The sequence below is a fragment of the Vibrio sp. J1-1 genome (assembly GCF_021728395.1).
Taxonomy (GTDB): domain Bacteria; phylum Pseudomonadota; class Gammaproteobacteria; order Enterobacterales; family Vibrionaceae; genus Vibrio.
The window spans coordinates 293,857-308,516 of record NZ_JAKKCM010000006.1 but is presented as its reverse complement, the minus strand read 5'-3'; the positions used below and the strand labels follow the sequence as shown (position 1 = coordinate 308,516).

Here is a 14,660-nt window from a genome sequence, read left to right as displayed (position 1 = left end):
TCATACATTGAAAGAGGTTTGCTTTGAAGTTCAAATTATCAGTGATAGCTGCTGCAATATTGGTGACGACTGGGTGTGTCCACCCGCAACAAGAAGAGGATGGGAGCCATAAACAAACTAGGACGAAATCTATAGACAATGTAGTTGGTCAGAGTGATTTCGAGCTGGTGCGTATCAATATGCTGGACGGTTTTGTGGCCCGTCAGGCACGTATGGCAAATGGCGAGAACAAGACCATACCTGCTCTGGCACAGGAATATGTCAGCAGCATGAAGGCGGATGGTAGCTGGGAGGGCGTGGACTACGCGTCTCAGAATCAAAATGGCTGGACACCCAGAACCCACCTGAACAATATGCGGATGATTGCTGCCGCTTTCGTTCAGACGGGTGATCAACATTTTGCCGATGCCGCTGTACAGGCGATGGGCTACTGGTTTAAGGTCAAGCCCGGCGCTCACTGGTGGTGGGAAGATATTGGCAAACCGCAGTTTCTGGGTGAAGTTGCCCTGATGCTGGGAGACGAGCTGCCAATGCATTTGCGTTTCGAAACGGCAATGATCATGCCGACGACTCCGGGTGTCCGTCCTAGTGACGGTAAAAAAGTTAAAGGAGGGAATCGCAGTGATATCAATCTGGGCGTCATTTATCGCGGTCTGCTTCTCCAGAATAAAGCACTGGTCGCCGCTGCAGTGCAAAACATGGAAGATGCCATCTTCATCGCCAATGATAGCGAAGGACTTCAAGCTGACTACTCTTTCCATGCTCATGGCGCACAACTCTACAGTTCTTACGGAGAAGTCTGGTTCAACGCTACGCTGAGAATGGCCTATATTCTACGTGACACTCAATGGCGATTCAGCGAAGAAAAAACAGATATGCTGGCAAATTTCCTGCTCGACGGTTGGCGCTGGATGAAGCGTGGTCAGTACCTGGATTACAACGCATGGGGTCGGAGTATCAGCCGCCCTAAAGCGCCGATATCACCACTGGAAGATGTTATCAATCAACAGCAGGATAGCAACTTCGGTCAGATGGATATGGTGGCGGCACTGACGCCGCAACGCGCTGATGAATCCATGGCGTTTAAGGCCCATGTGGCAGGTGCAAGACAGGGGGTCCCTTCAGGTCTGAACGGTTTTAAGCATTTCTGGCGCAGTGATTATTCGACCAAAATGGCGGATGATTATTTCTTCGGTATCCGAATGAACTCTACACGCACAGTGCCTAACGAAAGTGGTAATGGCGAGAACCAACTAGGCTACTGGCTTGGCTACGGAAGCACATTCCTCGAGCAACGTGGTGACGAGTACCACAACATTTTTCCAGTTTGGAACTGGACGATGTTACCCGGCGTGACGGCACCTGAATATGAAGGACCGGCGGCCAGTTGGGGAACTTCGCGAACCAAAAATACTAAGGACTTTGTCGGAGGAGTATCTGACGGCCGCTATGGTGTTTCCGTGATGGATCTGGATGTGAATACCAAAGTCAAAGATCATCCAGACTTTACTACTCAGGCGAAAAAGTCATGGTTCAGTTTTGATGATGAAATTATTGCATTGGGTGCTGGGATCTCATCCAGCTCCAGCGCAAATGTAAATACAACCTTGAACCAGACTCTACTTAACGGCAAGGTGACTGTTGATGGTGTGGTCGTCGAGCAAGGGAGCCATGACGCCAGCAGCGCTAACTGGGTACACCATGATGGCGTCGGGTATATTTTCCTGGAGAAGGGGTCACATTACCTTTCCAATCAGACTCAAACTGGAAACTGGGCCCGTATCAAGGAGAATGCCTCCAAAGATGAAGTATCTAAAGACGTGTTTACATTACGTATTGCTCACGGTGTACAACCTGACAACGGAAAATACCAATACGTCATTGCTCCGGGGAAAACGGCTGAGCAAACAGCAGTCTATCAGCAGCGCTTACCAGTGAAGGTTCTTCAGAATAATGAGAGTATCCAAGCTGTGCACCACACTGCTCTTAAGGTAACCGGAATTGTGTTCTATGAAGCAGGCAGTATCCAAATTAGCCCTGATCTGAGTGTCAGCATCGATCATCCGGGGCTGGTTCTGGTGGATGAAAGTGGTAAAGAGCCTGTCATAACCATTTCGACTCCGGATCACTCTTATGCCCACATAAATCTGGCGCTAGAGTCTAGTGCCAGAGGCAAAGTAACCCAACAGGTCATTACCCATGGAGAGCCGGGGCAGCAGGGACATAGTGTCAGCTTCCCGTTTTACCAGGGGGCTGAAGCCAGCAATCTGGTTTTTCAAGAGGAAATTGTAAAGGCTGAAGCCAAAGTGGCCGAGACAGCCAGAATCGAGGCAGAAGCCCGGGCCAAGGCTCAGGCAGAAGCCGAAGCCAGAGCTGAAACGGTAGCGATAGCCAGAGCTGCAGCCGTAAAAACTTTAGCTGAAGGAGAGCTAGAGTTGATTGTAAAAGGTGATGGTCACATTCGGGGTGGTAAACAAGTTGATAATAACTTTGGTGGTGCTAGCTATATGGGGGCAGAGAATCATGCTGAAAACTCAAGCCTTGAATATAGAGCAGTACTGAACTTTGACACCACTGGGCTGGCGGGGATTAATGCCACTTCAGCTAAGCTTAAGTTCTACTTACGCAAGATCGTAGATAGGGATGATAAAGTGGTGAAACCTATCCGTCTGCAAGCTTTTGCCTTTAATGGTGGACAGGACTGGTCTGAACACAGTATGACCTGGAATAAATTACCAGATATGATAGGTGCGCCTGCATCCAATATCCTGACTCTGACCGAGTCGCAAACTGATGAATGGGTTGAACTGGATGTGACCAACGTGGTTAACACGCAGAGCATGGAATCCAATCTGAATCTGGTGTTGGTTAACATTGACGAAAAAGGGCAAGGTGGTTTTGTCCACATATCTCCGCGAGAAGAAAAAGTGGACGGTGTCGCGGGGAGTCATGCAGCTCGCCTTATGATCCAAGGGGAGTTGGGAACCGCATCAGACTAAGACTGAAAAGCAACACGCTATGTCACTGATCAGATCTTTACTTTCAATAGAGTATCGAAAATGAAAAGATCTCTCGTGACAAGCTTTTCTAAAAAATGACTAGCATCAATAGATTAAGAGCGCCGTGGTAGGCGCTCTTTTTATATGTGACTGATACCAAAAATGGGTTTAACCCAGGATTAAGTTGAAATCGCTTTCTATTGCGTTAATGAAGCCGTGTCGAGACGTGGAGCTCTGTTTATTGTGAAATAATGATATATCCTTGTTATTAATGGAAATATGAGGAGAGTGACGAGTTGCAGCAATTAAAAGCAGGGATCAGACGTTATGTTTGGTTTTTATTTGTTTTGTGGTGTGTATTAGCGGTTGGATTTTGGCAGCAATCGAAGCAAACCATCCAAATGCTTTCAACCGTTAATGAGTTGGGAAGCAAAATAGAGGAAGTTCGTAATTTCTTTAATTTCGAACTAACCTATCGCGTGCAGCACGTCGACCCAACTTCTCTAAAACTTCAGCTTGTTTATGCCGTTCGCCTTCAACTTGAAAACGAGTCTTCGGGCGGTATATTTCCACCGGATTTCACCCAGTTATTCTATGCCACGGACCGGTTTCTAGAAAATGCTCATGCCTTTATTGGCAGTGATCATGAATTGGTATCATTAGCAGAGCAGTTGCGAAACAGTCGCGCCAGAGGCAACAACTCGGAAAAAGTTGAATCAATGTATTATCGCTTGGGGGCACTGGTATTAGAGTCAATTTTTAGTGATTCGACGACCAATGCCGACACTTACCGAGAGCTTGACTCCCTCTTTATTGCATCTGACTCATTAATTGCCGAAGAGCGTACGGCGTTTCAACGTAGACTCGCGCAGACCTCCAGCGCACTTGCCGCGAACGCGCAAGGGCGCTTTTGGGCGAGGCAGCTACTCAAACCTGATTTGGCAAATCAACTAGCGATGACGGATATGACTTTGGAGGGATCAATTACGCAGCTAATTGTGTTGTTTGGCGGAGTAAGTGGATTATTTTTATGGGTAGTAACCTGGGCTGCTTTCGGTAAAAGAGAGCCTATTAACTCGAACGCAGTAGAGCTCACCGAAACCAATATCGCTCCTCTTCAGACAGATCAGCCTGAAATTAACATCGAACCAGGATCATCGAAGAAAAATGAAGTAGAAGTAATACTTACGAATTCATCTTCAGAAAAAATGCCAGTGTTGGCTGATGAACCCTACATCGACATCAATAACATGCTCGAATCATTGTCTGGTGACGAAGAAGCCGTTCGTATGTTGCTAGAAGTGTTTATTCAGGAGCATTCCAACGACGGCACTAAGTTATGCCAATTGTTCCACTCTGATAAAGAACAAGCCCAAAGAGTCGCACATAGTCTGAAAGGGGTTTCAGGAAGTCTGGGAGCAATGCCTTTACATTCCATATCGGGTGATATTGAGCTATTGATGAAAGAGAACCAAAACGTACCGGAAAGTAAGCTCGATAAGTTGAATGATATATTGGAGCAAACCATACTTTTTTCAAAGCATATTCTCAAAAGTGAAAAGATACAAAAAACGCTAACGGATTGATATTACTCTGACTTAAAACGTTAGAGGTTGAGGTATTCAAAGGCGCACTTGAACTGTTCTTTCAGTTCGCCTTAATTCCTGTTCTACACCAATTTACTAAAGGTAATACCATGTCTGCTCATCGAGTATTTTCAATGATGGTTATGTGTGTGGCTATGATGCTTTCTGGATGCTCACTTTTAGAAGTGAAAATCGATAGCCAAACCGTTCCTCTTACCAAGCAAGAGCTCAATATGCGTATATTGACGCGAGAATATGCGTTGCAATTTTTTGCTCAGGTAGAGCAAGCTGCTGACTCTTTAGAAGCGAAGTATGATCCCAATGACCAAATTAACCAATCTTACATCCTGTTATGGAAAATAAACGCGGAAGAAGGCTTACAGGCCTCGGCTTATCAGGTCACTCCAATGGCAGGTTTGATTGATACTTGGGTATTCGCTCATCAAGTCGACGAGTTTTTTGCTACTGGTGCAGGCAGTGATCTGTTTGCCACGGATGAAGCCAAAAAAGTCTCTGAACATTTGGCGTATGAAGTCGACAAGCTCGCTCAATCCGTATTGAAAAAAGAAGTGTATGACAATACAAAACCGTTTGTGGCTAATTTCGTCAAGCAACATCCCTTTTCTGACCTGAGTATGATCAGAACGCCAGCCTATCGAGCGTGGTTGGAATTTTCTCAAATTAGTGAGGAAGAAGCGGTAACGACGTTGGGTACAATGCCAGAAGCTCTGGGAGATGTGTCAGATAGATTAAGTTTAGCGTCTAAACAAACACCAAAGATCATGACGTGGAAGGCGCAGCTACTGGCATTAAATAGCTCAGCAAGCATTGAAAAAGTCAACTCGGCGCTAAATAGTCTGCAAGTGACGGCCGATTCGATGAGAGATTTTATCGATAACAACCCAGAATATATGCGTTATTTAGCTGAGCAAATGGCGGTAGAACTTCAGCCTCTGGTTGATGATATCGATTTGAAAACCGAAGCGCGTTTATCGCAGTTAGGTGAAGAGCGTCAGGCGCTGGAAGATATGGTGGCGAGAGAGCGTCAAGAAATCGCGTTGATTATTACTCATGAGAGAGAAAAATTTGCACAAGACATGGATCGCGTCTCTCAACAGGTTGTCGATCTAGCAATCACAAAATTGATTGAGCTCGTGAGAAGCACCATTGTCTATTTCATTCTCTTCATTATTGCTATCTTCTTTGCACCGCTTGGACTAGGCTATTTGCTTGGTAAGCGTGCATCAGTCAAGCCTAAAGTAAAAGAAAGCGCATTTGACTGAATCACCTGAATTCAGCTTAAAAAAAGAGCGCAATGGCGCTCTTTTTTATTTGATATCAGTAAACGATATTAGGCAGTTTGTTGTTGTAGTTCCGTTTCTTCTTGTACGGAAGGCTCTGCCACTGGTTCACACTTATCAACGAACCATCCCATGTAAGAGCAGATGATGGTTACGATAATACAAACAAAGCTAAGCCACATGAATGGTGCGTAAGACAGGGTAGCGACGCCTAGGATACTCGCCATGTAAATGCCGTTGTCGCTCCAAGGTACCATACCAGAGGTTAAGGTGCCGCCGAACTCTGCGTTACGAGATAAGTTTTTGCGTTTGTAACCAAGACGGTCGTAGTTCTTGGCACAGATTTTCGGCGTCAGGATGAGAGACACGTACATTGCTGAACCAAATACGTTACCCATAAACGCGGTACCAATGGTGCTAGTTGCAAGTGAACCTGGACTTTGGACACGTTTTTCAAATAGCTTCGCAATGGTCTCTAGCACACCAACTTTATCCAGCAAACCACCAAAGCCGAGACCAAATACGATAACCGCGACTGAGCCTAGCATTGAAGACATACCACCTCGATTAAGGATTGAGTCGATGAAATCAACACCAGACGAAATAGCAAATGGCGCCCACGCTGTGTTGAACGCCGTCAGAAAGTCCACGTCCTGAATCATGACTGCCCAGATGATACCCAGTAAAGAGCCAAAACTAATAACTGGGAAAGAAGGCATGCGCATCGCCAGTAAGCCAAGCACGATGACCACTGGCACAAACGAATAAGGTGTGATGTAAAACTGTTGCTCCATGGCTTTGATCACAGAGTCTACCTGACTCATATCGACTTGACCTGCATAGTGAAAGCCAAATGCCGTGAACATAATGCCAGTGATGATGTAGCTGATCAGCGCAATAGGTAACATACCTTTGATATGCTCCATCACTTCGACGTTAGACATAGAAGACGCAAGGATCACGGAATCAGACAGTGGTGACATTTTATCTCCGAAGTAACAGCCAGAGAGAACAGCACCGGCCGTAATCGGAGCTGGAACTCCCAAACCCTGACCAATCCCCATCATCGCAATACCTGCGGTACCTGCCGCACCCCAAGATGTCCCCGTCGCTAATGCGGTTAATGAACAGATGATCATCGTAGCAAGCAAAAAGATTGACGGATGAATAGCTTTTAGACCGTAGTAAATGATGGTTGGAACGATACCACCGGATATCCAGGTGCCAACAAGCGCACCTACGGCAAGGAGGATTAAAACCGCACCTAGGCCATTAGAAATGCCGTTTAATGCTGCTTTTTCAAGGTCTTTATACTGATGACCCAGCTTTATGCCCAATAGCATAATAATGAACCAACCAATGTACAGCGCCAGTTGGATTGGAAGATCGAGTTTAGCAGTGAACGAAAATGCCAAAAGTAGGAATAAACCTAACGAGATAAATACCTGTATCAGGTTAGGAAGGCGTGTTGTAACTTGCTTCATACGTGCCTCTGTATATCGTGGAGCAATAGAAGAAGGCGCTCCTTGTTGTAATTGCGACATAACATACAGTAACAAGTTTTATATTTCGAATTTTTGGTGTTTTATGTTGATCCTGTGCGGGTTAAACGTTTGCATGTGAAGTTGTTATCTTGTTTTATTTAATTAAATTGGCGTTAAATGTTATGTGGTGTGAAAAAAGTGTGCCTCAAATGTTATGGGTGAATGAGTGGTAAGACCAATCTGGTCATAAAACAACTTTTCCTACTTGCAAATTCTGAATTCCCGAACTGCAAACGCGTAAAAATCACTTCTAGTACGATTTTTCGGAAGAAAACATTAAAAATTGAGCTTATTTACAAAATAGGGGTTGAGATTTCTCTGCGAAAATTGAACTATGGGGGGAGGTTTTTAATACATGGAGAGTTAAGGCGATGAGAGTTGGTTTAGTTGGTTGGCGCGGTATGGTAGGTTCAGTCCTAATGCAGCGCATGGTTGAAGAAAAAGACTTCGATCTAATCGAACCAGTATTCTATAGTACTTCTCAAATTGGTATTCCTGCTCCTAACTTAGGAAGAGACGCAGGCTTACTACAAGACGCGTTTGATATTGAAAGTTTAAAACAGCTTGATGCGGTAATTACGTGTCAAGGTGGTGGCTACACTGAAAAAGTTTACCCAGCACTTCGTCAAGCTGGTTGGAAAGGCTACTGGATTGATGCGGCATCTACGCTGCGTATGGCAGAAGATTCCATCATCACACTGGATCCTGTTAACCTTAAGCAAATCCAGCAAGGCATCCACGGTGGTACTAACACGTTTGTTGGTGGTAACTGTACAGTAAGCTTGATGCTAATGGGCCTTGGTGGTCTGTTCGAGAAAGGTTTGGTTGAGTGGACAAGCGCGATGACATACCAAGCGGCTTCTGGCGCTGGTGCACAGAACATGCGTGAACTGATCTCGCAAATGGGTGTGATCAACGATTCTGTAAGCTCAGAACTTGCTAACCCTGCAAGCTCAATCCTTGATATTGATAAGAAAGTTGCCGATACGATGCGTAGCGCTTCTTTCCCAACTGATAAGTTTGGTGTGCCTCTAGCGGGTTCACTTATCCCGTGGATCGATGTAAAACGCGATAACGGTCAGAGCAAAGAAGAGTGGAAAGCGGCCGTTGAAGCGAACAAGATTCTAGGTTTCCAAGATGCACCAGTACCGATCGACGGTACATGTGTGCGTATCGGTGCGATGCGTTGTCACTCACAAGCGTTGACTATCAAGCTGAAGCAAAATGTCCCAATGGATGAGATCGAAGAAATCATCGCAACTCATAACGACTGGGTGAAAGTGATTCCTAACGAGCGTGACATCACGGCTCAAGAGCTATCACCAGCGAAAGTTACTGGCACAATGTCTGTACCAGTTGGCCGTCTGCGCAAGATGGCGATGGGTGATGACTTCCTGAACGCATTTACGGTTGGTGACCAACTGCTTTGGGGTGCAGCAGAGCCACTACGCCGTACACTGCGTATCATTCTGGATGAAAAAAAATAGCTTAGAATTGAGACAACCAGTATCAAAAGCGCCTTTATGGGCGCTTTTTTGTTTTTTGCTGACAGCCTCCTGACCTTGGGCAATTAGTTTCGTAGCGAATTTACGACTGGAGTTCAAAATGTCGAGAAAAGCGAAGGGTTTTACCCTGATTGAATTAGTGGTTGTGATCGTGATTCTTGGTTTATTGGCTGTAGTAGCCGCCCCAAGGTTTCTCAATTTGCAAAGTGATGCTAAAAGTTCTGTGGTTCAAGGCCTTGCAGGCGCGGTCAATAGCGCGGCTCAATTGGCGTTTGGTAAGACTGCCGTAGAAGGTCAGGAAAACTTAGCCCGTTACTTAGTGGAAGGGTATGGCTATGTGCAATATGGCTATCCTTCTGTCGTCAGAGGCGGCATGGAAAGCTTCTTGCAGATCGATACTGGATATCACGATATGAGCAAAGAGTGGGTGTGGGCTGCGCACAATAATGGTAGCGTGGCGAATCCGGATACTTGGATTGTCACCCGTTCAGAATGGTTGAATGAAGAAACGATCAGCGATTTCAATAAGGCGATTGAAGATAGCAATTGCTACGTGAAATATACTGCCGCAATGGAAGTTGGTGCAGAATACCGAGTTGAAGTATTCACCGATGGCTGTTAATGCGGTGCGCTTTTATTAAGATTACGTATTGCAACCCAACTCACCGCCAATAAACGCTCATTATGAGCGTTTATTTTTTTCTACCGATACAACCCGATTGTCTGGGTCAGCTAATTCACTTCCACAGTGCTTGCAGTAGATTGCATCTGGATCATGGCCCGCTTTAGAACAGTTAGGACACTTGACTAATTGCTTGTGTGATTGCATTTCTTGATGCAGCTCTGCGGTAAAAATCCCTGTCGGTACCGCTAGTATCGAATAGCCCAGCAACATCGTGATAGAAGCAAGTGCTTTACCTAAGTTAGTCTGTGGGATCAAGTCGCCATATCCAACCGTGGTAATGGTCACAATGGCCCAGTAAATACTTTTCGGAATACTAGTAAACCCGTTATCAGGCCCTTCAACGATAAAAATCAGTGACCCAAATATGGTTACGAGAATAGCAACCGCACTGAAAAATATGAATATTTTCCTGCGAGCCATGAGCAACGAGCGAAGAAGAACATTAGAGTCTTGCAGATAACGAACTAACTTTAAGATTCGGAATATACGCAACACACGAAGCGCTCTTATTACGCCCATAAATGATGCTGACGGAAAGAACAGCACTAAGTAGGTTGGCAGAATCGCCAGTAAATCGACCACACCGTAGAAGCTTTTTGCATAAGCGCTAGGTTTAGGTGAGCAATACAAGCGAAGAAGGTACTCAATGGTAAAGAGGCCAGTAAAAGTGTACTCCAGGAACTTTAGCTCCTTTGCCCATACCGCCTGCACGGCAGGAATTGAGTCGAGGACTAGTACGGCTAGAGAGCTTAAGATCGCGATAATTAATGCGATATCAAAAGTACGGCCAGCTTTGGTATGCGTACCAAAAATAGTAACGTAAAGCGTATTTTTCAGAGAGTGAGTCTTCATGATAAAGCGATCCATGGTTGAATCGCTCTATCATACAAGCTTATGGAAAGTCAGGCTAATCCGGGAAATAGATTACGTAGTCCATTAGCGATGAACTCAATACCAAGTGCACCAAGGATCAACCCCATAATACGGGTGATCACGTTGATGCCTGTCTGCCCTAAGAATCGAACAATCAACGGAGCTGAGCGAAACAGTAACCACGAGCAGAAACAAAACACACCAATCGTAATACTAATGCCTACAGTATCTAGCATAGTTGGGTAGCGAGCTCCATAAACGATGGTTGAGCTGATCGCGCCGGGTCCCGCCATTAGAGGCATAGCCAGAGGAACAACCCCGATCTGTTCACGACTCACGTATTCCGACTTCTCTTGTTTATTTTGTTTATCCTCACCCAATTTACCGCTCATCATCGAGAATGCGATGCTCAACAGCAGTAAACCGCCTGCAACTCTAAATGAATCCAGAGAGATGCTGAACATGTCCAGTAGAAGTTGGCCTGCGAGGAGCGAGGTACAAAGGATTATTGCAACGGCGATGTTTGCGGTTGTGGCTGTTTTACTCTTTTCTTCAGGTGTCATATGACCGGTAAGAGATACGAATACCGGCATGATGCCAACAGGGTTAACGGCAGCAACCAGACCTAAAAAAAACTGTAAGAAAATAGCGAGTTCGAAAGTGTGCATAGTGCATTCTCATAAAAATTCACATAAGTGAAAAAAGGAGAGAGTAGGGTAGTCAAATCGTTTGAAATGAAAGATGTTCAACTCAGGCGATATGACATTGGGCGCTAAATGTAATTGAAAACACCATCGAGTAGAAATGAAAAAAACTAACGTATTTACCATACCATTTGTGAGAAAAACTAATTTTTTAAAAAACTGTATCTAATCTGCAAATCAAATGTTGCGTGGGGTGCTATTGTTTAACAGTTGTGTTTTACATAAACGTTAACATTCGCACACATTTGACAATAATAAAGCGCGATTGCAGGGCTATGAAGTTATTAGATATACTATTAGTAGCACATGGAATTGGGCTTACATGTAATTTGTTTGTCTAAAAATGAAACTTTTTTACAGGTTGGTGTTGTTTATTTAAATTTTTTGTCTGTTTGCTGCTTTTTTGTTCCATGAAAATTTATTTAAAAGTGGTTATTTATCAGTTGTTTATGTTGTCTCGTTGGGTGTGTGCACCACTTTGGTGGTATTTCGAGGGTGAGAACTGATCCAAGTCAATTTTTTTCATACTGTGAAACATTATACTCAGCCATGAAAGCAATTTACTAAGTCGTTTGTTTGTTAGGTGGCTGACAAGCAGGAAAAGAGATAAACAATAGCCTTACTAAAAAGTTTTTAATATTTGTTAATTTTAGGAGAATCCCTATGCCTGTAACTAATATGGCTGAACTAGATGCAATGGTTGCCCGCGTTAAGAAAGCGCAAGAAGAGTTCGCTACTTACTCTCAAGAGCAAGTAGATAAAATCTTCCGTGCTGCTTCTCTTGCAGCTAACCAAGCTCGTATTCCTCTAGCGCAGCAAGCGGTTGAAGAATCTGGTATGGGTATTGTTGAAGATAAAGTAATCAAGAACCACTTTGCATCTGAATTTATCTACAATAAATACAAAGACGAACAAACCTGTGGCATCCTAGAAGAGGATGACAACCTAGGTACTATGACTATCGCTGAACCAGTAGGTATCATCTGCGGTATCGTACCAACAACTAACCCAACTTCTACAGCGATCTTCAAATCTCTTATCTCTCTGAAGACTCGTAACGGTATCATCTTCTCACCACACCCACGTGCGAAAAACTCAACTAACGACGCAGCTAAACTTGTTCTAGATGCAGCGGTAGCAGCAGGCGCACCAAAAGACATCATCGGTTGGATCGACCAGCCTTCTGTTGAGCTTTCAAACGCTTTGATGAAGCACGATGACATCGCACTTATCCTTGCAACTGGTGGTCCAGGTATGGTTAAAGCAGCTTACTCTTCTGGTAAGCCAGCAATCGGTGTAGGTGCAGGTAACGTTCCTGTAGTAATCGACGAAACAGCTGACATCAAACGTGCAGTGGCTTCTATCCTTATGTCTAAAACATTCGATAACGGCGTGGTGTGTGCTTCTGAGCAGGCAGCTATCGTAGTTGACGAAGTTTACGACGAAGTGAAAGAGCGTTTCGCGACTCACAAAGCGTACGTACTAAACAAAGCGGAAGCTGAAAAAGTTCGCAAAGTTCTTCTTATCGATGGTGCACTAAACGCGAAAATCGTTGGTCAACCAGCGGCTGCAATCGCTGAAATGGCAGGCGTTAAAGTTCCTGCAGACACTAAAGTACTTGTTGGTGAAGGTCTGGGTAAAGTCTCTTACGACGACGCATTCGCTCACGAGAAACTGTCTCCAACGCTAGGTCTATTCCGTGCTGACAACTTCGAAGACGCGGTTGCTCAAGCGGTAACTATGGTTGAAATCGGCGGTATCGGCCACACTTCTGGTCTATACACTAACCAAGACGTTAACGCAGACCGTATCCGTTACTTCGGTGACAAGATGAAGACGGCTCGTATCCTAATCAACATCCCGACTACTCACGGTGGTATCGGTGACTTGTACAACTTCAACGTTGCTCCTTCTCTAACGCTAGGTTGTGGTTCATGGGGTGGTAACTCTATCTCTGAGAACGTAGGTCCTAAACACCTAATCAACAAGAAAACTGTTGCGAAGCGAGCTGAAAACATGTTGTGGCATAAACTACCTAAGTCAATCTACTTCCGTCGTGGTAGCCTTCCAATCGCTCTTGGCGACCTAGAAGGTAAGAAGCGCGCATTCCTTGTAACTGACCGTTTCCTATTCAACAACGGTTATGCAGACGACGTAGTGAAACTACTAAAAGCACAAGGCATGGAAGTTCAAACGTTCTTCGACGTTGAAGCTGACCCAACACTGTCTGTTGTTGAGAAAGGTGCGGCGCAAATGGCTAGCTACCAACCAGATGTGATTCTAGCGCTAGGTGGTGGTTCACCAATGGATGCTGCGAAAATCATGTGGGTAATGTACGAGCACCCAGAAACTCACTTTGAAGAACTAGCAATGCGCTTTATGGATATCCGTAAACGTATCTACAAGTTCCCTAAAATGGGTCAAAAAGCTGAGCTTGTATGTATCACTACTACTTCAGGTACGGGTTCAGAAGTTACACCATTCGCAGTTGTAACTGACGACAAGACTGGTGCTAAATACCCACTAGCTGACTACGAGCTAACGCCTAACATGGCTATCGTTGATGCTAACCTAGTTATGAACATGCCTAAGTCTCTAACAGCATTCGGTGGTTACGATGCAGTAACTCACGCTCTAGAAGCTTACGTATCTGTTCTTGCGAACGAATACTCTGACGGTCAGGCTCTACAAGCGCTTAAGATGCTTAAAGAGTACCTACCATCAAGCTACGCGAACGGTGCAAACGACCCAATCGCTCGTGAGAAAGTACACAACGCAGCAACTATCGCTGGTGTAGCGTTTGCGAACGCATTCCTAGGTGTTTGTCACTCAATGGCGCACAAACTGGGTGCTGAGTTCCACGTTCCACACGGCTTGGCGAACGCACTGCTTATCTCTAACGTTGTACGTTACAACGCGAACGATAACCCAACTAAACAAACTGCGTTCTCTCAATACGACCGTCCACAAGCACGTCGTCGTTACGCTGAAGTTGCTGACCACCTAGGCCTAAGCCAAGCTGGTGACCGTACTGCTCAGAAGATTGAACGTCTACTAGCATGGATGGATGAGCTAAAAGCTAACCTAGACATCCCAATGTCTATCCAAGCAGCTGGTGTTGCTGAAGCAGACTTCTTCGCGAAACTGGATGAGCTAGCGGTTGAAGCGTTCGATGACCAATGTACAGGTGCGAACCCACGTTACCCACTAATCAGTGAGTTGAAAGAAGTTCTGACTGCTTCTTACTACGGTAAAGCTTTCGTTGAAGGTGAAACTTTCGAAGGTACTACTGTAATCAAGAAGAAAGCAGACCAAGAAGCAGCTAAACCTGCGGCTAAAGCTAAAAAAGAAAAAGCTGACGCGTAAGTAAGCGTTGTTTTGAACAAGGTTTTCGCTAGCACGAAACCTTAATCGGGAAAAGTTAAAAGCCCCAGTCATTTGACTGGGGCTTTTTTTATCATCT

At 45.0% G+C, this 14,660-nt stretch carries 9 protein-coding genes; 6 read left to right on the top strand and 3 right to left on the bottom strand.

Annotated features, from left to right (window positions below; all coding sequences use genetic code 11):
- Positions 1-23: 23 nt before the first annotated feature.
- The 3 genes from L3V31_RS12320 (at position 24) to L3V31_RS12310 (ending at position 5,868) form a co-directional block, all read left to right on the top strand.
- Positions 24-2,999, top strand: a complete 2,976-nt coding sequence (locus tag L3V31_RS12320; RefSeq protein ID WP_237316318.1) for a polysaccharide lyase family 8 super-sandwich domain-containing protein — start codon at positions 24-26, stop codon at positions 2,997-2,999.
- Between the two features lie 296 nt (positions 3,000-3,295).
- Complete coding sequence (locus tag L3V31_RS12315; RefSeq protein WP_237316317.1) at positions 3,296-4,585, top strand: Hpt domain-containing protein; 1,290 nt, start codon at positions 3,296-3,298, stop codon at positions 4,583-4,585.
- A 110-nt stretch (positions 4,586-4,695) separates the two neighbouring features.
- Positions 4,696-5,868 (top strand): chemotaxis protein, encoded by a 1,173-nt coding sequence (locus L3V31_RS12310; protein WP_237316316.1) that lies wholly within the window; start codon positions 4,696-4,698, stop codon positions 5,866-5,868.
- A gap of 68 nt (positions 5,869-5,936) precedes the next feature.
- Here L3V31_RS12310 and nhaC read toward each other — a convergent pair whose 3' ends face one another.
- Entirely contained in the window at positions 5,937-7,370 is a 1,434-nt protein-coding gene (gene nhaC, locus L3V31_RS12305) for a Na+/H+ antiporter NhaC (protein ID WP_237316315.1), read from the bottom strand.
- A gap of 431 nt (positions 7,371-7,801) precedes the next feature.
- Here nhaC and asd point away from each other — a divergent pair, with 431 nt between their 5' ends.
- Together asd and L3V31_RS12295 are read left to right on the top strand one after the other, a co-directional pair.
- Complete coding sequence (asd, locus tag L3V31_RS12300; RefSeq protein ID WP_237316314.1) at positions 7,802-8,917, top strand: aspartate-semialdehyde dehydrogenase; 1,116 nt, start codon at positions 7,802-7,804, stop codon at positions 8,915-8,917.
- A gap of 118 nt (positions 8,918-9,035) precedes the next feature.
- Positions 9,036-9,557, top strand: coding sequence for a type II secretion system protein (locus tag L3V31_RS12295; protein ID WP_237316313.1), 522 nt, complete (start codon positions 9,036-9,038; stop codon positions 9,555-9,557).
- Positions 9,558-9,617: 60 nt separating this feature from the next.
- On the opposite strand, the gene L3V31_RS12290 is transcribed toward L3V31_RS12295, so the two are convergent.
- A complete protein-coding gene (locus tag L3V31_RS12290) occupies positions 9,618-10,487 on the bottom strand; it encodes an ion transporter (protein WP_237316312.1) in 870 nt (289 codons plus the stop codon).
- 35 nt (positions 10,488-10,522) lie between these two features.
- Positions 10,523-11,161: a YchE family NAAT transporter gene (locus L3V31_RS12285; RefSeq protein WP_237316311.1), complete on the bottom strand. Its 639-nt coding sequence runs from the start codon at positions 11,159-11,161 to the stop codon at positions 10,523-10,525.
- Positions 11,162-11,860: 699 nt separating this feature from the next.
- Here L3V31_RS12285 and adhE point away from each other — a divergent pair.
- Positions 11,861-14,563 (top strand): bifunctional acetaldehyde-CoA/alcohol dehydrogenase, encoded by a 2,703-nt coding sequence (gene adhE / locus L3V31_RS12280; RefSeq protein WP_237316310.1) that lies wholly within the window; start codon positions 11,861-11,863, stop codon positions 14,561-14,563.
- Positions 14,564-14,660: the final 97 nt, after the last annotated feature.

Coding starts and splice junctions, on each gene's coding strand:
- L3V31_RS12310 (WP_237316316.1), top strand. CDS start 4,696: ATGTCTGCTCATCGAGTATTTTCAATGATGGTTATGTGTGTGGCTATG.
- nhaC (WP_237316315.1), bottom strand. CDS start 7,370: ATGAAGCAAGTTACAACACGCCTTCCTAACCTGATACAGGTATTTATC.
- asd (WP_237316314.1), top strand. CDS start 7,802: ATGAGAGTTGGTTTAGTTGGTTGGCGCGGTATGGTAGGTTCAGTCCTA.
- L3V31_RS12295 (WP_237316313.1), top strand. CDS start 9,036: ATGTCGAGAAAAGCGAAGGGTTTTACCCTGATTGAATTAGTGGTTGTG.
- L3V31_RS12290 (WP_237316312.1), bottom strand. CDS start 10,487: ATGGATCGCTTTATCATGAAGACTCACTCTCTGAAAAATACGCTTTAC.
- L3V31_RS12285 (WP_237316311.1), bottom strand. CDS start 11,161: ATGCACACTTTCGAACTCGCTATTTTCTTACAGTTTTTTTTAGGTCTG.
- adhE (WP_237316310.1), top strand. CDS start 11,861: ATGCCTGTAACTAATATGGCTGAACTAGATGCAATGGTTGCCCGCGTT.